Annotated in this window: 16 protein-coding genes and 1 pseudogene; 6 read left to right on the forward strand and 11 right to left on the reverse strand. The window is 68.7% G+C overall.

Going from position 1 to position 20950, the window contains the following annotated elements:
* Nucleotides 1-23 precede the first annotated feature (23 nt).
* The 4 genes from cydD to hisC all read right to left on the reverse strand — a co-directional run bounded on the left by cydD (nt 24) and on the right by hisC (nt 7506).
* Nucleotides 24-3542 carry a thiol reductant ABC exporter subunit CydD gene (gene cydD, locus ACZ68L_RS13220; protein WP_469576706.1) on the reverse strand — a complete coding sequence of 1173 codons (3519 nt, stop codon included), beginning with the start codon at nt 3540-3542 and terminating at the stop codon, nt 24-26.
* A gap of 43 nt (nt 3543-3585) precedes the next feature.
* The gene (gene cydB, locus ACZ68L_RS13225; protein WP_469576708.1) at nt 3586-4587 is read right to left on the reverse strand and encodes a cytochrome d ubiquinol oxidase subunit II; all 1002 of its coding nucleotides are present in this window, start codon (nt 4585-4587) and stop codon (nt 3586-3588) included.
* Nucleotides 4588-4605: 18 nt separating this feature from the next.
* Complete coding sequence (locus ACZ68L_RS13230) at nt 4606-6117, reverse strand: cytochrome ubiquinol oxidase subunit I (RefSeq protein ID WP_469576709.1); 1512 nt, start codon at nt 6115-6117, stop codon at nt 4606-4608.
* Nucleotides 6118-6426: 309 nt separating this feature from the next.
* Nucleotides 6427-7506 (reverse strand): histidinol-phosphate transaminase, encoded by a 1080-nt coding sequence (gene hisC, locus ACZ68L_RS13235; protein ID WP_469576711.1) that lies wholly within the window; start codon nt 7504-7506, stop codon nt 6427-6429.
* Nucleotides 7507-7876: 370 nt separating this feature from the next.
* Between hisC and ACZ68L_RS13240 the strand changes: the two genes are divergently transcribed.
* The 3 genes from ACZ68L_RS13240 to ACZ68L_RS13250 all read left to right on the forward strand — a co-directional run bounded on the left by ACZ68L_RS13240 (nt 7877) and on the right by ACZ68L_RS13250 (nt 11228).
* Nucleotides 7877-8989: a LacI family DNA-binding transcriptional regulator gene (locus ACZ68L_RS13240; protein ID WP_469576712.1), complete on the forward strand. Its 1113-nt coding sequence runs from the start codon at nt 7877-7879 to the stop codon at nt 8987-8989.
* Nucleotides 8990-9162: 173 nt separating this feature from the next.
* Entirely contained in the window at nt 9163-10221 is a 1059-nt protein-coding gene (locus ACZ68L_RS13245; RefSeq protein WP_469576714.1) for a metallophosphoesterase, read from the forward strand.
* Nucleotides 10222-10403: 182 nt separating this feature from the next.
* Nucleotides 10404-11228 (forward strand): hypothetical protein, encoded by an 825-nt coding sequence (locus ACZ68L_RS13250; RefSeq protein WP_469576715.1) that lies wholly within the window; start codon nt 10404-10406, stop codon nt 11226-11228.
* 207 nt (nt 11229-11435) lie between these two features.
* On the opposite strand, the pseudogene ACZ68L_RS13255 reads toward ACZ68L_RS13250, so the two are convergent.
* Nucleotides 11436-11567, reverse strand: a pseudogene (locus ACZ68L_RS13255) (thiamine biosynthesis protein ThiC); the annotation flags it as partial.
* Nucleotides 11568-11694: 127 nt separating this feature from the next.
* On the opposite strand from ACZ68L_RS13255, the gene ACZ68L_RS13260 reads away from it, so the two are divergent.
* Entirely contained in the window at nt 11695-13209 is a 1515-nt protein-coding gene (locus ACZ68L_RS13260) for a recombinase family protein (RefSeq protein ID WP_469576716.1), read from the forward strand.
* 138 nt (nt 13210-13347) lie between these two features.
* On the opposite strand, the gene ACZ68L_RS13265 is transcribed toward ACZ68L_RS13260, so the two are convergent.
* From ACZ68L_RS13265 to ACZ68L_RS13280, 4 genes are all read right to left on the reverse strand, one after another.
* Entirely contained in the window at nt 13348-14706 is a 1359-nt protein-coding gene (locus ACZ68L_RS13265; RefSeq protein ID WP_469576901.1) for a replication initiator, read from the reverse strand.
* Nucleotides 14707-14999: 293 nt separating this feature from the next.
* Nucleotides 15000-15197, reverse strand: coding sequence for a hypothetical protein (locus ACZ68L_RS13270; protein ID WP_469576717.1), 198 nt, complete (start codon nt 15195-15197; stop codon nt 15000-15002).
* A complete protein-coding gene (locus tag ACZ68L_RS13275; RefSeq protein ID WP_469576719.1) occupies nt 15194-16495 on the reverse strand; it encodes an FtsK/SpoIIIE domain-containing protein in 1302 nt (433 codons plus the stop codon). Before ACZ68L_RS13275 ends, ACZ68L_RS13270 begins: the two co-directional genes overlap by 4 nt.
* A complete protein-coding gene (locus ACZ68L_RS13280; RefSeq protein ID WP_469576721.1) occupies nt 16495-16842 on the reverse strand; it encodes an SCO3933 family regulatory protein in 348 nt (115 codons plus the stop codon). The genes ACZ68L_RS13275 and ACZ68L_RS13280 overlap by 1 nt, the downstream gene beginning before the upstream one ends.
* Nucleotides 16843-17005: 163 nt before the next feature.
* On the opposite strand from ACZ68L_RS13280, the gene ACZ68L_RS13285 reads away from it, so the two are divergent.
* Entirely contained in the window at nt 17006-17785 is a 780-nt protein-coding gene (locus ACZ68L_RS13285; protein ID WP_469576722.1) for a GntR family transcriptional regulator, read from the forward strand.
* A 407-nt stretch (nt 17786-18192) separates the two neighbouring features.
* Here ACZ68L_RS13285 and ACZ68L_RS13290 read toward each other — a convergent pair whose 3' ends face one another.
* The gene (locus tag ACZ68L_RS13290; RefSeq protein ID WP_469576724.1) at nt 18193-18462 is read right to left on the reverse strand and encodes a hypothetical protein; all 270 of its coding nucleotides are present in this window, start codon (nt 18460-18462) and stop codon (nt 18193-18195) included.
* Between the two features lie 320 nt (nt 18463-18782).
* Nucleotides 18783-19349: an ATP-binding protein gene (locus ACZ68L_RS13295; protein WP_469576726.1), complete on the reverse strand. Its 567-nt coding sequence runs from the start codon at nt 19347-19349 to the stop codon at nt 18783-18785.
* Nucleotides 19350-19620: 271 nt separating this feature from the next.
* Between ACZ68L_RS13295 and ACZ68L_RS13300 the strand changes: the two genes are divergently transcribed.
* On the forward strand, nt 19621-20913 hold the full coding sequence (locus tag ACZ68L_RS13300; protein ID WP_469576728.1) for a tetratricopeptide repeat protein: 1293 nt from the start codon (nt 19621-19623) through the stop codon (nt 20911-20913).
* Nucleotides 20914-20950: the final 37 nt, after the last annotated feature.

Here is a 20950-nt window from a genome sequence, read left to right on the forward strand (position 1 = left end):
AGTCGGCTATTGTGCCGTCCGGCTCACACCGGTGCGCCCACGGCTGCTTCGGCCCCCCGTACGGTCTCCCGCTCACGCTCCAGCATCCGGCGCAACGGCCCTTCCTCGGCAGCGAGATCGGCGTACGGGCCCCGCTGCACGATCCGGCCGGCATCCAGCACCACCACCTCGTCGACGGCTTCGAGTCCTTGCAGACGGTGGGTGATCAGCACCGTCGTACGCCCCTGGGTGGCAGCCAGCAGGTCCGCCGTCAGGGCATCCGCCGTCGCCAGGTCGAGATGCTCCGCGGGCTCGTCCAGAACCAGCACGGGGAAGTCGGCGAGGATCGCCCGTGCCAGTGCGAGACGCTGTCGCTGTCCGCCGGAGAGACGCGCTCCGTGTTCACCGACGAGGGTGTCGAACCCGTCCGGCAGCGCCTCGGCCCAGTCGAGCAGCCGCGCCCGGTCGAGAGCGGCCCGCAGTTCCTCGTCCGTCGCATCGGTACGGGCCAGCCGCAGGTTCTCCCGGATGGAACTGTCGAAGATGTGGGCGTCCTGGGCGCACAGCCCGACGAACCGCCGGACCGTGTCCCCCTCCAGCGCGGCGGCCTCGACCCCGCCGATCCGGTACGTGCCCGCCCGCGCGTCCAGGAACCGGAGAAGGACCTGCGCGAGAGTCGTCTTCCCGGAGCCGGACGGCCCGACGACGGCGATCCGTCGGCCGGCGGTCAGCCTCAGGTCGACGGAGTCCAGGGCATCCCGCTCCGCGCCCGCGTACCGGGCCGACAGCCCCCGCACCTCCAGCGGGAAGGGCGATCCGGGTGCCGCTGCCGGGCTGTCCGGTTCACTCACCGGCAGCGGGGTGTCCAGCACCTCGTACACCCGCTCCGCACTGCGCTTGACCCGCTGCCGGTACTGAACGGCGAGGGGGAGACCGGTCACGGCCTCGAAGGCGGCCAGCGGCGTGAGCACCACCACCGCGAGTTCCACGCCGGCGAGCCGCCCGTCGTGCACGGCCGGGAGGGCGACGAGTGCGGTGACGACGACGGTGAGACCGCCGATCAGGGCGATGAGTCCACCACCGAGCGCGGTGGAGGTCGCCGCGCGGGCGGCGATGCGGGTCAGGACTCCGTCGGCCTCCCGGGTCCGCGCCTCGCGGTCGGACAGAGTCCCCGCAATGGTCAGTTCGGCGGTCCCGCCGAGCAGATCGGTGATCCGGACGGCCAGGTCGGCGCGTGCGGGGGCCAGTCGGCGTTCCGCACGGCGGGAGCAGGCCCCGCTGACCAACGGCACTCCCACTCCGGCCAGCAGCAGTCCGGCGGCCAGCACCACGCCTGCCGCGGGCAGCAGCCAGCCGATGAATCCGGCGGTCGCCGCTCCCACCACGACGGCGGTCCCGGCGGGCAGCAGCCAGCGCAGCCAGTAGTCCTGGAGGGCGTCGACATCGGCGACGAGCCGGGAGAGCAGGTCACCGCGCCGGGTCCGGCGCAGACCGGCCGGAGCGACGCGCTCCAGGCCCCGGTAGACCGCGACGCGCAGCTCGGCGAGCATCGTGAGCACCGCGTCGTGCGACACCAGACGCTCGGCGTAGCGGAAGACGGCCCGTCCGAGGCCGAAGGCCCGGGTCGCGGTCACGGCGACCATCAGATAGAGCACCGGGGGCTGTTCGGAGGCGCGGGAGATCAGCCAGCCGGAGACGGCCATGAGCCCGACGGCCGAACCCAGGGCGAGGCTTCCCAGCAGCAGCGCGAGTGCCAGCCGTCCGCGCTGCGCCCCGGCGGCCTCCCTGACCCGGGCGAGGACCCGCCCGGAGCGGGCCGCGGTGTCCCGCAGCGCCCCGGGGTCCGACGGCGCGTCGCTTCCGTCGACGGCTGCGCCCGTGGGCCGTGGCATCGCGGTGGATGGCTCGGGCCTCTCCGGGCGAAGTGTCACGCCCGGTTCCAGCGTCACCACCCGGTCGGCCACCGAGAGCAGCGCCGGGCGGTGCACGACCAGCAGCACGGTCCGCCCCGCCGCCAGTCTGCCCACCGCCTCGACGATTCCCGCTTCCGTCTCGCCGTCCAGGCTCGCGGTCGGCTCGTCGAGCAGCAGCAGCGGCCGGTCGGCGAGGAAGGCCCGCGCGAGCGCGAGCCGCTGACGCTGACCGGCGGAGAGACCCGCACCGTCCTCACCGAGGACCGTCCGGGCACCGTCCGGCAGTTCGGCGACGAAGTCGTACGCCCCCGCGTCCCGCAGCGCCGCGGTCACCGCGTCGTCGTCCGCGTCCGGCCGCGCCAGCCGCACGTTCTCCGCGATCGTGCCCGCGAAGAGATAGGGACGCTGCGGCACCCAGGCGATCCGCTCCCGCCAGCGCTCGGGGGCCAGCGTCGCCAGATCGACGCCACCGACCCGCACCCGCCCCTCGTCGGGCGCCGTGAATCCCAGGACGACGTCGAGCAGGGTGGACTTGCCGACGCCGCTCGGGCCGACCAGAGCAACGGTCTCCCCCTCGTCCACCACCAAAGAGGCTCCGCCCAGAGAAGGTTCGGTGCGGCCCTCGTGCCGTACGGTCACCCCCTCCAGCTCCAGCCGCAGCGACTTCGGGACGCCCGCGGTGCCGCCGGGCCGGGGTTCGGTCTCCAGGACCGAGAAGATCTCCTCCGCGGCCGAGAGCCCCTCGGCGGCCGCGTGGTACTGCGCTCCGACCTGGCGGATCGGCAGATAGGCCTCGGGCGCCAGGATCAGCACCACCAGGCCGGTGTAGAGATCGAGTCCACCGTGCACGAGCCGCATGCCGATGGTGACGGCGACGAGGGCCACCGACAGAGTGGCCAGCAGCTCCAGGGCGAAGGACGACAGGAATGCGATCCGCAGGGTCCGCAGCGTGGCCCGACGGTACTGCGAGGTGATGGTGCGGATGGACTCGGCCTGTGCCTTGGCACGGCCGAAGACCTTCAGCGTCGGCAGTCCGGCGACCACATCGAGGAAGTGTCCCGAGAGCCGGGACAGCAGCCGCCACTGGCGGTCCATCCTCGACTGGGTGGCCCAGCCGATCAGGATCATGAAGAGCGGGATGAGTGGCAGCGTGACCACGATGATCGCCGCCGAGACCCAGTCCTCGGTGACGATCCTGGCCAGGACCGCCACCGGCACGACCACCGCGAGCCCGAGCTGGGGCAGATAGCGCGCGAAGTAGTCGTCGAGCGCGTCGACCCCCCTGGTGGCGAGCGCCACCAGGGAGCCCGTGCGCTGCCCGCTCAGCCAGCCGGGACCGAGCTCGGCCGCCCGCTGCAGCAGTCGGCCGCGGAGTTCGGACTTGACCGCCGCGCCGGCCCGGTACGCGGCCAGTTCGGTCAGCCAGGAGACCAGCCCCCGGCCGAGCGCCACCGCGGCGAGCAGGATCAGCGGGGTCCGCAGCCCTGAGGTGGCCAGTCCGTCCTCGAACCCACCCACCACCACTTCGGCGATGAGCATGGCCTGGGCGATGACCAGTGCCGCCCCGACCACTCCGAGTGCCACCAGGGCTGCCAGAAAGAGGCGGGTGGCTCGGGCGTGGTGGAGCAGGCGCGGGTCGATCGGTTTCACGTGAAACAGCTCCCAGTGGGCTCGGTCGGCGGACCAGGTGTGCTCAGTGCACTTCGGCGATGTGCTGCGTACCGATGCGCTTGCGGAACACCCAGTACGTCCAGCCCTGGTAGAGCAGGACGACCGGGGTGGCGATCCCCGCACACCAGGTCATGATCTTCAGCGTGTACGGGGTGGACGAGGCGTTGGTGACCGTGAGGTTCCAGGCGTCGTTCAGCGAGGACGGCATGACGTTCGGGAAGAGCGTCAGGAAGAGCATGGCGACCGCGGCCGCGACGGTCACGCCGGAGAACGCGAACGCCCAGCCCTCGCGTCCCGCCGCGATCGCACCGATCGCGGCGACCAGCGCCACCGCGGCGATGACCATCGCCAGCAGGCTCCAGCCGTCGCCGTTGTCGCGCTGGGTCCAGACCATGAAGCCGAGGGCGAGCACCGCGGTGACGGGTCCCAGCTTCAGCGCCAGCTTGCGCGACCGCTCCCGGATGTCCCCGACGGTCTTGAGCCCCGCGAACACGGCGCCGTGGAAGGTGAAGAGGGTCAGCGTGACCAGTCCGCCGAGGATGGCGTACGGGTTGAGCAGGTCCCAGAAGCTGCCCACGTACTCCATGTCGGCGTTGATCTTCACACCGCGCACGATGTTCCCGAAGGCCACGCCCCAGAGCAGCGCGGGGATCAGCGAGGTCCAGAAGATCGCGTGTTCCCAGTTGGTCTGCCACTTGTCCTCGGGCCGCTTCGACCGGTACTCGAAGGCGACGCCCCGCACGATCAGGCAGATCAGGATGATCAGCAGCGGCAGGTAGAAACCGGAGAACAGGGTGGCGTACCAATCGGGGAAGGCGGCGAAGGTAGCACCGCCCGCGCTGAGCAGCCACACTTCATTGCCGTCCCAGACGGGGCCGATCGTGTTGATCAGAACCCGCCGCTCCTTGCGGTCGCGGGCCAGCAACTTGGTGAGGACACCGATTCCGAAGTCGAATCCCTCCAGGAAGAAGTAGCCGGTCCAGAGGACGGCGATGAGTACGAACCAGACGTCGTGGAGTTCCATCTCTCAGCTCCTCTGCTCTCAGTAGGAGAAGGCCATCGGCCGGTCGGCGTCGTCACGGTCGTGGCCGCCGATCTTGGTGGGCGGGTTGAGGTCGGCCTCCGTGAGTTCCGGCGGTCCGGCCTTGATGTACTTCACGAGCAGCTTGACCTCGATCACCGCGAGCACGGCGTAGAGCAGGGTGAAGCCGATCATCGAGGTGAGCACCTCGCCCTGCGAGACGCCGGGGGAGACCGCGTCGCGGGTCTGGAACACGCCGTAGACGACCCAGGGCTGACGGCCCATCTCGGTGAATATCCAGCCCCAGGAGTTGGCGATCAGCGGGAAGAGCAGCGTCCAGAGCGCGACGATCCAGTAGCACTTGGTGAGCTTGGGGCTGAGGGCCTTGTTCTTGAAGAGGACCAAATGGGGCACCTCGTCCTCGCCGGTCCGCATCCCCGGCGGCAGCATGAACTTCTTCCGCGTCAACCACAGTCCGAGGAGGCCGAGGGCGAAGGACGCCATTCCGAAGCCGATCATCCAGCGGAAGCTCCAGAACGCGACCGGGATGTTGGGCCGGTAGTCGCCGGGACCGAACTTCTTCTGCTCGGCCTTGTTGATGTCGTTGATGCCGGGGACGTGCGAGGTGAAGCTGTCGTCCGCGAGGAAGGACAGTACCCCCGGGACGGAGATCTCCACGGAGTTGCGACCCTTGGCCACGTCGCCGACCGCGAAGATCGAGAAGGGTGCCCCGTCCTGCCCCTCCCAGAGCGCCTCGGCGGCGGCCATCTTCATCGGCTGTTGCTTGAACATGACCTTGCCCAGCTGGTCACCGCTGATGGCGGTGAGGAGCCCGGCGATCACCACGGTGACCAGACCGAGCCGCAGCGAAGTCCGCATCACCGGGATGTGCTTCTTGCGCGCCAGATGGAGGGCGGCTATACCGACCATGAACGCGCCTCCGACCAGGAAGGCGGCGGTGATGGTGTGGAAGAACTGGGCGAGCGCGGTGTGCTGGGTGAGCACGTGCCAGAAGTCGGTCAGCTCCGCCCGGCCGCGCTCCTTGTTGATCCGGTAGCCCACCGGGTGCTGCATCCAGGAGTTGGCCGCCAGGATGAAGTAGGCGGACAGGATGGTCCCGATGGAGACCATCCAGATGCAGGCGAGATGGATCTTCTTCGGCAGCTTGTCCCAGCCGAAGATCCACAGCCCGATGAAGGTGGACTCGAAGAAGAAGGCGATCAGTGCCTCGAACGCGAGCGGTGCACCGAAGATGTCACCGACGAACCGCGAGTAGTCGGACCAGTTCATGCCGAACTGGAACTCCTGGACGATGCCGGTGACGACGCCCATGGCGATGTTGATCAGGAAAAGCTTGCCCCAGAACTTCGTCGCTCTGAGGTACTTCTCCTTGTTCGTGCGCACCCAGGCGGTCTGCAGGCCGGCGGTGAGCGCGGCGAGAGAGATCGTCAGGGGGACGAACAGGAAGTGGTAGACGGTGGTGATACCGAACTGCCATCGCGCCAGGGTTTCCGGCGCCAGAGCTAGCTCCACGTCGTCTTCTCCTTACGTCACCGTAGTCGCAGCGGCGGTTTGCCCTTTAAATCCGACTAATCATGGGATGAAACGGGACACGCTTGTGAACGCGTTCACATTCACAAGCAATTATGGCGCACGGACTTTCGGGACGTTCGGGCGGGGTACCCCTCTTGGGATGTTCCGATCAATCCCCCCGAAGCAGACACCCCGGAGCGCCGTAGTCCGGCCCCCGTCCGGGGCCTCGAACGCGAAGGCCCCGCACCTCGTGCGAACGAGGTGCGGGGCCCGGGGCCTCACGTTGCGCGCAGGTGACCGCGCGCCGTTCTACAGGTCCTTGCGGTACGACTCCGTCACCTTCAGGAACAGGTCGTTCGCCTCGTCCTCCCCGATCGAGACCCGCACCCCCTCGCCCGCGAACGGCCTGACCACCACGCCGGCCCGCTCACACACCGCGGCGAAGTCGGCGGTACGGTCCCCGAGCCGCAGCCAGACGAAGTTCGCCTGGGACTCCGGCACCGTCCAGCCCTGCTCCGCCAGCGTCCGCTGCACCCGGTCGCGCTCGCACACCAGGGAGCCGACCCGCCCCAGGAGTTCGTCCTCGGCACGCAGCGAGGCGACCGCCGCGTCCTGCGCGAGCTGGCTGACCCCGAAGGGCACCGCCGTCTTGCGCAGCGCCGCCGCCACCGGCTCGTGGGCCACGGCGAAGCCGACCCGCAGACCTGCCAGGCCGTAGGCCTTGGAGAACGTCCGCAGCACCGCCACATTGGGCCGGTCCCGGTAGATCTCGATGCCGTCCGGCACCTCGACGTCGCGGATGAACTCCTTGTACGCCTCGTCGAGCACCACCAGGACATCGCCCGGCACCCGGTCCAGGAACCGCTCCAGTTCGGCCCGGCGCACCACCGTGCCGGTCGGGTTGTTCGGATTGCAGACGAAGATCATCCGAGTGCGGTCGGTGATCGCGTCCGCCATCGCGTCGAGGTCGTGCACCTCACCGTCGGTCAGCGGAACCTTCACCGAGGTCGCGCCGCTGACCTGCGTGATGATCGGGTACGCCTCGAAGGAGCGCCAGGCGTAGATGACCTCGTCGCCCGGACCCGAGGTGGCCTGGAGCAGCTGCTGCGCCACACCGACCGAGCCGGTTCCGGTGGCGAGATGGGAGACGGGCACACCGAAACGGTCGGCCAGCTCGTTCATCAGACCGGTGCAGGCCATGTCCGGGTAGCGGTTGAAGTTCGCAGCCGCGGCGAGGGCGGACTCCATCACACCGGGAAGCGGCGGATACGGGTTCTCGTTGGAGGAGAGCTTGAACGCAACCGGTCCGTCGGCAGCAGCCGGCTTGCCCGGCACATAGGCGGGGACGCCGTCCAGCTCGGCGCGCAGCTTGGGGCTCGTCTCGCTCACCGCAGGTCCTCCTCGACCGTCTGTACACATCAATACTGCTCACCTTATGAGGATTGGGCGCTGCTGCGAATGGTCGAAGCGTCCAATCGTCCGGTGCGACCGGGAATCGGGGGGGCGCTTCTCTCCTTGACGTGCGCCGGTGGCTCACGCCGTGGCGCGCGTCCCTCGAAGAGGTGAGATGAGACCTCTTCGAGACATCGGCCGCTTGGCAGGCCCAGCGGGTCCGATGCATGACACATAACGGTGAAGCCCGCCAACGCTCTTGCTTTGCAAGGCATTTGACGCCTTATGATCATGCAAAAACGTGCCTGTCAGTAAGTGAATATGCGGCCGGACCGACCACCCGTCCGAGCCCTACTATCGGCTCGCCATGACAGCAGCAGGGAAGCACCAGGTGAGCCGGACGGAGACACCCCGGCGCGGCGGCCGGCAGGGACGAGCGGGAATCCGGGATGTGGCCGCCGCCGCCGGCGTCTCCATCACGACCGTCTCCGACGCGCTCAACGGCAAGGGCAGGCTCCCGGACGCCACCCGCCGCCATGTCCGTGAGGTCGCTGAGCGCCTGGGCTACCGCCCTTCCGCCGCGGCCCGAACCCTCCGTACCGGCAAGTCCGGCCTCATCGGCCTGACCGTGACGACGTACGGGGACGAACCCTTCACCTTCACCGAGTTCGCCTACTTCGCCGAGATGGCCAGAGCTGCCACCTCCGCCGCGCTCGCCCGCGGCTACGCCCTCGTCATCCTGCCCGCCACCTCACGCCACGACGTCTGGTCGAACGTCGCTCTCGACGGCACCGTCGTGATCGACCCCTCCGACCAGGACCCGGTCGTCACGGAGCTCGTACGCCAGGGTCTGCCCGTCGTCTCGGACGGCCGGCCGGCCGGAACGCTCCCGGTCACCGCATGGGTCGACAACGACCACCGGGCCGCCGTGCTCGACCTCCTCGACCATCTCGCCGCCGCCGGGGCCCGCCGCATCGGCCTGCTCACCGGCACCACCACCGACACGTACACCCGGCTCTCCACCACCGCCTACCTCCACTGGTGCGAGCGCGTGGGGCAGGATCCGGTGTACGAGTCCTATCCCGCCCACGACCCGTGCGCGGGTGCGGTCGCCGCCGACCGGCTGCTCGCCCGCCCGGACCGGCCCGACGCCGTCTACGGGCTCTTCGACCCCAACGGCACCGATCTCCTGGCGGCCGCCCGCAGATACGGCCTGCGCGTCCCCGAGGACCTGCTGCTGGTCTGCTGCAGCGAGTCCACCGTGTACGCGACGACCGAGCCCCCCATCAGCACGCTCTCGCTCAAGCCGGGCAGAATCGGCACAGCGGTCGTCCAGCTCCTGATCGACGCCATCGAAGGCGTCACTCACGACGGACCGGTGGAGCAGGTGATACCGACGGAACTCATCGTCCGGACGTCCTCGCAACGCCGTCCGCCTCGCACCACGGTCAGCGCGCCCCGCTCCCCCGCAGGGGACTGATCAGGCGATTTCGGACCAAACGGCCGGTGAACCTGATGTGCGCCCGGATTCACCACCCCTGGTGCGTCACAGAGCACGATCCGCATTCCTATGATGGGCGCACGACACCGCGGACCGCCCCGACCAGCAGGGCCCGTCAGGTGTACGGCGGCGCGACGGTGGTGGAGGGGTCGATGACACAGGGGGCCGGTCAGGAACCCGTGGTGCGGACTGCGACGTTGCGCGACTTCCGCGTACCGCCCTATGCGCAAACACCGGTGCCACCTGCATCGCCGCACCCGGGCCATGCCGTCCCGGAACACGAACTGCCGGATGGGTACACCCCCACCGAGCTCGACCTTCCCGTGATCAACCGCGGTGACACCGTCCAGGTGCGGGCCGTCCCCGACCCCCGGCCCGTCCCGGAGCCGGGGCTCGGACCCCTGTACGTCGTCGGCGATGTCCACGGCTATCTGGACGAGCTCCACGCCGCCCTCGCCGAGCAGGGCCTCATCGACGCCGAGGGCAACTGGTCCGCGGGCAATGCCCGGCTCTGGTTCCTCGGTGACTTCACCGACCGCGGCCCCGACGGCATCGGCGTCATCGACCTCGTGATGCGTCTCTCCGCCGAGGCCGCGGCCGCCGGCGGCTACTGCAAGGCCCTGATGGGCAATCACGAACTGCTGCTCATCGGCGCCAAGCGGTTCGGCGACACCCCGGTGAACTCGGGTGCGGGCACCGCCACCTTCCAGGCCGCCTGGCTGCTCAACGGCGGCCAGAAGAACGACATGGAGCGGCTTCAGGACGTCCACCTCCAGTGGATGTCCCGGCTCGACGCGATCATCGAGGAGGACGGGCATCTGCTGATGCACTCCGACACGACGGCGTACCTCGACTACGGCACCACCATCGAGGACGTCAACGACACCGTGCACGCCATTCTCACGCGTAACGACGCCGACGAGTGCTGGGACCTCTTCCGGAAGCTCACCAAGCGGTTCGCCTTCCGCGACGAGGGGGGTCCGCAGGCCGTCCGGGAGCTGATGTCGGCCTACGGCGGACAGCGCATCGTCCATGGTCACAGCCCCATCCCCTACCTTCTCGGCGAGGTCGGCTCGGAGGACGGAGAGGACGGTTCCGGCCCCGTGGTCGAAGGGCCGCACGTCTACGCGGACGGCCTCGCCATCGCCATGGACGGCGGAGTGACCATGGCCGGAAAGCTACTGGTCGTCCAACTGCCCCTGCATGACTGACGCTCTTCCGGGAAGACGCTTCCACGACCTGAACACGCCGATCACTGGGCCTATTTACGGAAACCCCCTGTCACCCCGTGCCGTGGGCGCTCTACCATCGGCGTATCAGTAGCAGGCTCTCCTCCGTTTCCGCCCAACTGCCCGGTCCGAGCGGGTACTCAGGCCCAACGGAGCATCGGGGGATGCAGATGAACAGCGCTCCGCACCTGCTGACCGAGGACCGCCCCGAGTACGAGCGGATCCTCGACGACGCACTGCGCCACGCACATGAACGACCAGATCTGGCCGCGGTCGGCGAGCGGCTCAATGCCGTCCAGTTGCGCACCATGGCGCTGGACGCCACGGCGCTGATCACCGCCACAGCCGCCACCGAGTACGAGCACTATGTGACGGCCCGTCAAGAGCTGCGTGAACCGGCCGAAGGAGCGGGCGAGGATTCGGGCACCGGTCCCGGCACGGGCCGACAGAACCAGTCGGGCGCCGGCATAGGGGCTGTCGTCACGGTCCTGACGCCCGTGCTCGCCGGCACCGCCGCGTTCATATTCCTGCTGGCCGGCTATCTGCTGAAACTGCTCAGCCCGCCGCCGTCCTTCGCCTCCACCATGGTCACCGCGGGATGGTTCTTCGCAGCGGTGATGGCCGCCGCGATCCTCGCCGCCGCCGTGGGACTGCTCATCACCGCGCTGCGCAACGGGTCGACGGCGCAGCCCTCCGAGGACGCCGAGGACGAGCTGCCGGAGGATGTGGCGCGCGCCCGGGAGGCATGGCGCCACGCGCTGCTGGAGCGCGGCATCCTGCCGTTCCTCAGGGACGCGCTCGCCGACCCCGACGCCGGCCGCGCGTCGCGCACACCGCACCGCTCGGCGAACCGCATCCCGAAGATCGGCTACAGCCGGCCGGACTTCACGAGCCCGGACGAGGGCCCGGCGGCAGGCCCACGCCCGACGTTCACCAGCCCGGACTTCACCAGCCCCGACTTCGGCGGGCCCGAGCACGAACCGGACTGACCAGGTCCGGTCGTATCGACCCCCAGGCGCTCCAGGAGCACCCCTACGAGCGGGCGATCCTGAAGACCGGTCGGCTCCCGCGCACGCCCCGTCCGCCGGCTCTCCGACGCCACCGCGCCCGGGTCCCGCTGCGCACCCGGAGAACAGCGGACGGGTGGCGAAAGTCCGCGAAACGGCCTTCGCCACCCCTGGCTCCGTGCGACAGGCTCAGTCCGCGATCGGCAGATAGACGCGGTTGCCGGCCGCCGCGAACTCCTTGGACTTCTCCGCCATGCCCGCGTCGATCTCCGCCTGGGAACCACCGTGTTCACGACGGATGTCCTGGGAGATCTTCATCGAGAAGAGCATTACTAGAACCCACATATGCGCTACGGTCGTTCTATCAGCCCGTTCAACGGACCGGAGGGGGAACGCAGTGGGCAAGCGGGAAGAGGTCGTCAGCAAGCTGCGGGGTGTACCTGAGGAGGTGCCGTCCGTCGAGGAAGTGCGCGCCATGCTGGCCGCCGACCCTGAGTTGAAGTGCGTGGTCTGCTACGCGCGGATCTCGTTCGATGGCCGGGTGAAAGACGCCCACGGCATCGAGGACCAGCACCGGGACATGACTGAGACCGCGCGCAGGCTCGGGTGGCTGGTCGTCTACCGCTATACGGACAACGACAAGAGCGCCAGCAAGGAGAGCGTCGTTCGCGACGACTTCGAGCAGTTGCTTGCCGACCTTGCCTCAGGAGTGACGCCGGAGGGATACCCGATTCACGGCGTCATGGCCGCGAACGACGATCGTCTGTACCGGCGTCCGAGCGACTGGGAACGGTACTTGAAGGCGTTCACCGCACATGAGGAACGCGTCTACCACGACTCGAACGGCCTCCAGGACCTCTACGCCGAAGGCTTCGAGATCAAGGGACTTGTGGGCGTCGCCATGTCTCTCAGCGAGACGAGGAAGAAGCAGCGCCGAAGCCGGAACAGCCACCGCGGCCGGGCGATCCGTGGACAGGCCGTTGCGGCGTGGCGCCCCTTCGGATGGGAGGACGACAAAGTCACCTTGCGCCAGAAGGAGGCAGACGCCATCCGGAAGGCCGTGCACGACGTGATCGCGGGCGCCTCGATCTCGGAGATCACGCGGCAGTGGAAGGAGGCGGGATTCATCACGAGCCGGGGCAATCCCTTCCAATACCAGACCGTCAAGCAGGTCTTGATGAACGCACGGCTCTGCGGGTACCGCGAGATCAAGGGTGAACTCGTGCGCGACGGTGACGACCAGCCGATTGTGGGCGAGTGGGGCACGATCATCACGCCGAAACAGTGGTTCGCCGTGACGGCCAAGATCAGGGAGCGCGGCGGCGGGACCGGGATGCCGCGTGGCGGCCTGGTTCACAAGTACCTGCTGACCGGCATTCTGCGCTGCGGCAGCGTGCGGGAAGACGGCACGGTCTGCAACAACAAGATGATCGGGATCAAGGCGAACGACTGGCTCAAGTACAAGCACGCCTACATGTGCAAGAAGACCGTGGATGGCGGCTGCAACAAGACCTACAAGCGCGGCGACATGACAGACGACGCCATCGAGAAACTGGTGATCGCCAAGCTGGAACGAGACGCCGCGACCAAGGCTCAGGAAGTGCCCGACTGGGACAAGGCCGATGCGCTGGAACGTGCGCTGAAGAGCCGTAGGGAGCTTGAACGCCGGTGGCATGACGACGAGGACACGGACGTCGACGATGAGACGTTCTTCCGCAACCTCCCCGTCCTCGAACGCCGGATCAAGGAGCTGCGTGCCGACGAGAAGGCGCACGAGGCGTTGAAGGCGGAGGCCGAAGAAGCCACGGAGGACGTCAAGAAGGCGTGGAAGTCGAAGACGCTCACCCAGAAGCGCGAGGCGATCAAGAAGGTCTTGCCTGCCGTGATCGCCGTACCGGGCGGCAAGGGCAACAAGACCTTCGATCCGAACCTGTTCAAGCCTGTGTGGCGGACCTCCGAATGAGCTGAAGTCCGAGGATCTCCCCCACGCTCCGTAGCTGATCGTCGGAGAGTGGGGGAGATTCGCGTAGCTGTCGATCGATCCACGCTCGTACCGCCGCTTGCTCTCTGTCCTTCCTGCTCGGCTTCGTCGGAGGAGTGCTCAGACGGCGTCACCCCAAGGCCGGAGAGATTCGAGAGCGGCAGCGCGGTTCTGGGCGATGTCCTCGGCGATGCCAGCGGCGATGAGGGCAGCGCCGGGGGTGTGTCCGGAGCCGACGTAGTGCCACTGTCGTTCGGTGAGCGCATCGGACAGATCGACGTGGCCCACGTGGTGGGCACGTTCGGCGCGGAGTGCTGCGTAGGTGGTGGAGTAGGCGCGGGACTTGGTGAGGATGTGGCCCCGGTAACCGAGGGTGTGAGCCCATGCCCGCAGGCGCAGAGGTTCGTACTCGGGTAGGCCGCCCAGACGCCAGCAGGTACGCATCAGGGTGCGGACGTGTTCGCTGACGGGTGCCGATTCGATGTCGTCCCTGGTAGTGGGCGGATGGTCGGTGCCGGCGCCTGTCTCGCTTGCTCCCTTGGTGACGTACTTGGCCACGTATGCAGCCACGGCGTCATCGTCGGGTCCGTCGCCGTCGGTGCGCAGGGGGCGGGCATCGACCTGGACGCCCCAGCGCAAGGCCAGCTCCCCCACAGCGGGGCTGTACGGGGTGTGGACCAGGACCCGCCGAGCCGCAGCGCGTACGGCGTCGATGAGCAGTACCGCCGTGCCCCAAGCCGGGGGTTCGTCGTCGGGTCCAGCCGGGCCGTCGAGGCGGACCACGGCGTGCACGTGGACGGCCGCGCGTTTCTGGTACTCGGCGACGCGGGCGAAGGACAGCCGGGCGTGCCGGGCGAAGCGGGACTGTACGAGGCCGACGGAGGAGGCCAGACGCCGCCGGACATCGATGACGAACCGGTCCCACAGCTTAGAGGCGTGCGCGTGCCAGAGAACGTGGGCGGTGTAGTCGTAGCAGTCGGAGCAGAGCGGTTGGCCGGTGAGAGGCGCGTCCGGCGTATGGACGGCGCCGCAGCCGAGGGACCGTCCGTGTTCGCAGGCTCCGCCGTCGCGGCGAGAACGGCACTGTTCCCCAGCCCTGTGGACGGGGCCGAAGGACGGGGCGGTCAGGGTGACGAAGAGGCGGGGCCGGTGGCGGACCGTGTCGGGGACGTTCTTGCCGCCGAGGAGGCCCGCGCGGACGAGGTGGTAGGTGTCTCCGGCGTGGAGGCGGGAGCAGGCCGGGCAGACGGTTGCGCGGCGGTTGCGGCAGCGGACGAGGAGGCGTTCGCCGGGTTCGGTTCGGGTGTCGTAGTGATGGATGATCTCGCCAGTTGTGCCGTCCAAGGCGGTGGTGGAGCCGGAGAGGTGGACGGGGTGGGAGCAGCCGCCGGTAGCGGTGATCTGTTCCAGCAGGCGGGGGAACTTGGGGTCTTGGGCGAGGCGGATGGCGTCGCGGTCTGCTTCAGGGAGCTGACGCAGGCGCGCCGCGCGGTCGAGGGCGGCGCGCCGGTCAGCCGGGGTGAGGTCCGGGGTGATGGTGGTGGTGACCTTCCGGGGTGGGCCGCCGAGGCGGCACGGGCGATGGTGGGTGGTGCGCCGTGGGTCATGGGGATCACCTCCGGGTCGAGGGCGGGATGGTGGTCAGCGGATGGTTCCGGTGCCCCGGCAGACGCGGCAACGGCGCGTCCGTCCGGTCCAGGTCCTACGGGCTCCGTCGCCCTTGCAGTGGGGGCACCTCACGCGAGGCATGGGCATGGTCGTGTTCCTCCAGATCAGAAGTGGCGGAAGCCGCTGAGGAGCCAGGTGAGGAAGCCGTTGACCGTCAGAGCCACGGGCGTCTCGCCCAGGTACATGCCGAACAGGGCGATGCAGGCGGCTTCCCAGATCCGTACGTCGCGGGAGCGGACGAGAAGGAAGGTGATGATCCCGAAGACCACGACGAGCGAGACGGCGGTACCGGTACTGATCACTTCGCGTCTCCTTCCAGCGCCGCGAGGGCGCGGCCGACGGCGGGCAGGTCCGGGGTCGTTGCGGCGTACTTGTGGGCCGTGGTCACGGCTTCGTCGGTCGGGGTGAGGTGGGAGCGGGCGCGGCTCCAGCCGCCGTCCGGGCCGGTACAGACGGCCACGCCGCGTTCTTCCGCCGTGATCGACTGGGCGACGGCCACCGCGTCCTTGTTGAGGTCGCCGAGGGTCATCTCGGCGGTGCCGGGGTCGTTGACGCGGTGGCAGATCCGGCCGCCGAGTTGGGCGCGCAGGGCGGTGACGCCGGGGCCGAGGTCAGAGCCGACTCGCTGTCCGGCGACGACCAAGTGGAGACCGAGCGCCGCGCCGAGCTGTCCGATGCGGAGCAGGAGCGTGGAGCACTGCTCCGCCTCCGCCTTGCTCTCACGGGTGCCGTCGGACAAGTACAGCTCCGCGATCTCGTCCACGATCACGACGACCGGCACCGGCCGCACCTTCTCGTGCAGCTCCCAGATCGAACGCACACCGGCCGACCTGCAAGCGCTCATACGGTCCTGCATGTCGACCACCAGCGCGGAGAGCACTGCGACCGCTTCACGCCTGCATGTCGCCAGTGCGCTCAACCGCCGGGCGAACAGGCCGAGTTCCATGCCGCCCTTGCAGTCGATCCCGACCAGGGCGACCGGCTGAGGGGCGAGCTGTGTGATCAGCCTGGCCAGCAGAGTGGACTTACCCGAGCGGGTCGCGCCGACGATGAGCCAGTGCGGGACCAGGCGCAGGTTCATGACCCAGGCGCCGCCAGTCTCCAGGACCCCGATGAGGGCAGACAGCAACTCGGTGGGGGCCGAAGCTAATCCGGGTCGCTGAAGCGGATCGGTGGCCGTCGCGGTCAGCAGCACGAGCCCACGTTCCGGCGAGGTGACTCGGACCGCGTGGACCTTCCAGGCGTGCACCAGCGCGTCTGCTGCCTTCAGGAAGGTCGCCGGGGTCTGGCCCGCGTGCAGCCGCACGACCACGGTCAGCCCTGTACGGGTGGCACGCGGGAACGAGATCCGGGGAGCCACCGGCCGCAGCGGGTCACCCTTGACGACCAGGTCCCCAAGGAGCCCGCGCGGCGGTCGCTTGGCCACGGCAAGGTCATTGAGCTGGGCGACCTTGCGCCAGGTGAACGCCACTCGGAACGCGGTCGCCGGGTAGCCGACCAGGCACCAGTGCCAGGCCGGGCGGTGCTGGCGCACCAGGTCACCAACGACCAGGAACCATGCCAGTACTGCGAGGCCGAGGGCGAGCAATACGTGTCCCATCACGCATCACCACCCTTGGCGTGCACCGTGCCGCCGGACATGGGGGTGATCGCGTCGGCGCGGAAGCTGACGCCGTGCCGGTCGCCCATCGACCAGGCGAACGCGGTCAGGCCGGTGACCTTGACGATCTGGCCTTCCTCGATGCCCTTCGGCTGACCGCTCACGGCGATCTCGATGACGGAGATCCGTCGTCCGTCCTGCCGCACGGTGACGGCCACGGTCCAGACCGGGTTGCCGTCCCGGTCCCTCTTCACCTCCTGCGTCTCGGGGTTGCTGAGCTTTGCTTCCGGCGCGATGGCGCACCGCAGTACGCCCAGTCGCGCCGTGTCCACGGGAATGGACTGCATTGTGTTTGGCCTCCCTGGCCGATTGGGACGTCAGACACCCTGACGTCACTTGTCCTTACGTGTTACGACTATGGACTCTTGTACGGCAGGAGCGCAAGTACTTATGCTGACGAGTGATGTCGCGCGTGCGACGTGCCTATGACCTCAGACCGGAGATGCCGACATGTCGGAGATCCAGCGCCCAGGAGCCCTCTACCAGCAGGTGGCCGCCGCGATCCGAGAGGCGATCCTGTCCGGCGAGTTCGCGCCCGACTCCCTGTTGCCATCCGAAGCTCGGCTCATGGCCCGCTACAGCGTTTCGCGGCCGACCGTCCGCAACGCCATCGCGGCACTGCGCGCGGAAGGTCTCATCGACGTCCGCCACGGCAAGGGCAGCTTCGTACGCTCCAGCGGACAGCCTTTGCTCATCATCGAACGCCGCATCAGCCGCACCGCCGAGGGCAGGTTCGTGATGCCTAACGGCGACATCTGGCAGGAGGCTGAGGAGCCGAGCACCTACCGCACCCGCACCACGAAGGTCACCGGCCGACTCCTCCACCTCGACGAGGAAGAAGCCCTGTTCGGGTGCGACCGATTGCTCATCGATCCAGGCACCGGCACGCGCGCGATGCACCGCACACTGATCCCCTTCGAGGCCGCGGACGGCATCCGGATGCTTGCCGAGGAGCCCCGCACGCGCCCAGCAGCCATCTACCGCTTGCTCACCCAGGCCGGACACAAACTGACCTGGACCGAGACGGTAAGCGCCCACATGCCCCTGCCCGACGAGCGGACCACGCTCAAGCTCCCGGACGCGACACCGATCCTGCACGTAGCCCGCGTCACGCACGACACCGACAACCGCCCGCTGTTCCTCGAAGAGCTGCGCTTTGGCGCGGACCGTGCCGAACTCGCCTACCGGATCGCCGCCGACCAGCAGCCCGCGCAACGCGCCCGCACCTGAGCGCCGAGGGCAATCGGTCGAAACAGCCTTCACTTCCTCAAGGGCGCGCCTGCGGCGCGCCGGGGCGCCCGGCCGCCCCGGCCGGGCGTGCGGCGTGGACGCCGGTCCCGTCCGGTCGCCCGGCGCCCCCGCCCGCAGCCTGCCCGAGAAGTCGAGGCGTCGACCGGCCGTCGAGGGCAGGGGCGTGGCGGGCTGGGGGTCGACGGCCTCCGAGACTTTAGGCAGCCACCATGGGGCGAGCCTCGAAGAACAGGGGGCCGATCGGGCTATTGCGGGCAGGTCCAAGGACTGCCCGATCCGCTGGCGAGCGTAAGGCCCCCTGTTCTCTCGCCCCATGGCAACTCCAGCCCAAAGTCTCTCCGGCCGGCGACGTGCCCACGTGCACCACTCCCCAGCGAAATGACGCCTCACGCTGCACCACCGTCGCCGTCAGCAAGCCGCCGCAGAAGCCCTGCGAGCCGGGTCACGGCACCGGGCTGACCGACCAGCCGCACCACCCCCCGGCCGTCATCGTCCGTCGCTGCGACAGCCCGCAACTCGGACGGCTCGAAACCGGACCCGAGCAACGCAAGGTTGGCTTCGTCGGCAGCCACACGAGCCTCACGCCAGCCCGCCATGTAGTCGACGCCACGCACCCACAGATCAAAGTCCGCACCCGTCACGTCCGAGCCGTCCACGGGCCACTCAGCCCCCGCGCCAGTCACGTTGCCACTCCCGCCTTGTAACTGTTCGTCAACTCTCTTGGCACCAAGGCGAATGCACAGCACAACGACCCCGGTACCATCAGGCACCGGGGATCGTTGCGTCCCCTCCCGGACCACCCCGGTTGCTGCCAGGCGCGGGGGTGGTCCGGTCTCGGTCTTCGGTTGTGAAGCGCGGCCTCTGGGGCCGAGTGGGGAGCCCAGCCCCAGGGGGCCAACGCCCCGGCCGGGCGACATCCGGCCAGCCGGGCCGCCACACACGCGATGTCGACACGTGAGCAGCGGTCCGGAGTCAGTCAGGACGAAGAACTGACCGCCCCTTGGCCGAGGTCGAAGCGGCACCACACGGTCTTGCCGCCTTCGTCCTCCGGCGTCCACCAGACGGCCGTTGCCAGCCTCTGGACGATCAGCAGCCCACGCCCGCTGTCGGGCAGCACCGCTTCCGACAGCTGTCCCACAAGACCAGGCGAGAATGCCTCACCGAGAGGGAGCAGAGGCGGCGTCGAGTCCTCGTCACCGACTCCGATGAACAGCCACTCCGGCCAGACCTTGAACGTCACATCGATGCGCCGACTCGCGCCCGGACGGGCCAGGCGCCGGTCCGGGACCGCGTGGTTCACCACGTTCCCGACCAGCTCCGACACAACCGTCCGGGCGTCGTCGACAACCGCGTCCGCACCGGCGTCCCTGAGGAACTCAGCCGTCATGGAACGGGCGACACGCGCCGTGTCCTGGAACTCGGCGAAGAGCGTCAGGGCTAGATACCGCCCACCCGTTGACGGATCCGGAGCCGCGAACCAGTGAGCGTACGCGTCTAACTCACTCGTCACCCGTTCATGCCGCCGCGCTTCTCTCGCGCTCATGACACGGACCACCGTCTCTGATCACGTCTGCCGGGGCTCTCCCGGCAGGGTGACGCGAGAGTGCACCACGCAGCCCTGCCGGGACTCCCCCCACTTGGGGACCCCTCTCTTGGGGACCCCCTCGGTAGACTCGCGAAACAGGCACGGCGAGATGATCGAAAGACAAGATCAAGCAGGCTCAGACGTCAGGTCAATCACGATGGGGAAGTGGATGACCACAGCGGCACCGACACCGGCAGCTCTTCCGCCTCACGTACTGGAACGCTCAGACGTGCGGTCGGCGATCGCCAACCACGACTTCGGCGAAGTCTTCAGACTCGCCAAGATCCACGGAAACGTCAGCTACGCCAAGATCGCCGAAGCCGTCGGCTACAAGCGCGAGCACATCGGCAAGATGGCCCGCCCCGAGACCGACGGCAAGGGCGTCCGCCCACGGATCACCCAGTTCCACAAGATCCTCGAAGTGGTCGATGGCCTACGCATCCCCGGCCATCTCGCCGGACTCACCCCACGCCCGTGGGAGCTGGAACAACCGGCCAGGACCACGCAGCCGGAAGATCCGAGCACCCTGATCGCCCAGGGCGGTGCGGGCATATGGGACATCGCAGAGATGCTGCGCCGCACGGAGATGTCCAGCATCAACAGCGCCGCCCTGGAGTCGATCGAACAGGGCATTGATCAACTGGCCCGCGCCTACCCGTACGCCGACGCCGACTACCTCCACGAACGCACCCGCAACGGCCTCCAGTACGTCACCAAGCAGCTCGAAGGCCGCATGACCCTGCGCCAGCACCGAGGGCTACTGGTCGACACCGGATGGCTCTTCCTGCTCAACGCGTGCGTGCAGTACGACCGGGGCCAGCGCGAAGCAGCCAACCTCAGCAAGGCCGCTGCACTCCGCATCGGAGAAGAGGCCGGGCACGGCGAGATCAAGGCGTGGGCATGGGAGATCGAGGCATGGTTCGCCCTCACCCAGAGCCGCTGGCAGGACATGCTCAACGCCGTCGAGGCCGGGCACGTGGCCGACCAGACGCACTCGGTGGGCGTGCAGCTCTACGCGCACAAGGCCCGAGCCGCCGCCCGCATGGGTGACGGCCGTCTCGTCCGCGACTCCCTGGATGCAGGCCGAGCCAGGCTGGACCGACTCCCCAAGCCCGACCACCCGGAACACCACTTCATCATCGACCCCGACAAGTGGGACTTCTACGAGATGGACGCCTACCGTCTCCTCGGCGACGACGAGCGCGCCGCCGCCCACGCCCGATCGGTGATCCGCATCAGCACCGGCCCAGACGGCACCGAGATCTCTCCCATGCGCGCCGCGGAAGCCCGCCTCACTCTCGGAGTGGCCGCCGCCCGCATGGGCGAGATCGAAGAAGCCATCGGCATGGGCACCAAGGCCCTGGAAGCCGACCGCAAGTCCCTCCCGTCCCTGCTCTTGGTCGCTGACGAACTGGACAAGGAACTCAGGTCCCGGTACCCGCGTGAGGCCGCGTCCCGCGACTTCCACGAGCAAGTGATGACGATCAAGCGAGGTGCCGCCAGGCCTGAGCTTCCGTTCTGACATCTTCCCTTCAAGATCCGGGTCCTGCTCAAGGAGC

The organism is Streptomyces sp. NPDC104309, assembly GCF_055584025.1.

What these genes read in the sequence shown, in the direction of transcription:
- ACZ68L_RS13295 (WP_469576726.1), bottom strand. Translation starts at nt 19,349, where the DNA reads ATGAGCGCGAGAGAAGCGCGGCGGCATGAACGGGTGACGAGTGAGTTA.
- ACZ68L_RS13245 (WP_469576714.1), top strand. Translation starts at nt 9,163, where the DNA reads ATGACACAGGGGGCCGGTCAGGAACCCGTGGTGCGGACTGCGACGTTG.
- cydB (WP_469576708.1), bottom strand. Translation starts at nt 4,587, where the DNA reads ATGGAACTCCACGACGTCTGGTTCGTACTCATCGCCGTCCTCTGGACC.
- ACZ68L_RS13275 (WP_469576719.1), bottom strand. Translation starts at nt 16,495, where the DNA reads ATGGGACACGTATTGCTCGCCCTCGGCCTCGCAGTACTGGCATGGTTC.
- ACZ68L_RS13280 (WP_469576721.1), bottom strand. Translation starts at nt 16,842, where the DNA reads ATGCAGTCCATTCCCGTGGACACGGCGCGACTGGGCGTACTGCGGTGC.
- ACZ68L_RS13240 (WP_469576712.1), top strand. Translation starts at nt 7,877, where the DNA reads ATGACAGCAGCAGGGAAGCACCAGGTGAGCCGGACGGAGACACCCCGG.
- ACZ68L_RS13250 (WP_469576715.1), top strand. Translation starts at nt 10,404, where the DNA reads ATGCAGATGAACAGCGCTCCGCACCTGCTGACCGAGGACCGCCCCGAG.
- ACZ68L_RS13285 (WP_469576722.1), top strand. Translation starts at nt 17,006, where the DNA reads ATGTCGGAGATCCAGCGCCCAGGAGCCCTCTACCAGCAGGTGGCCGCC.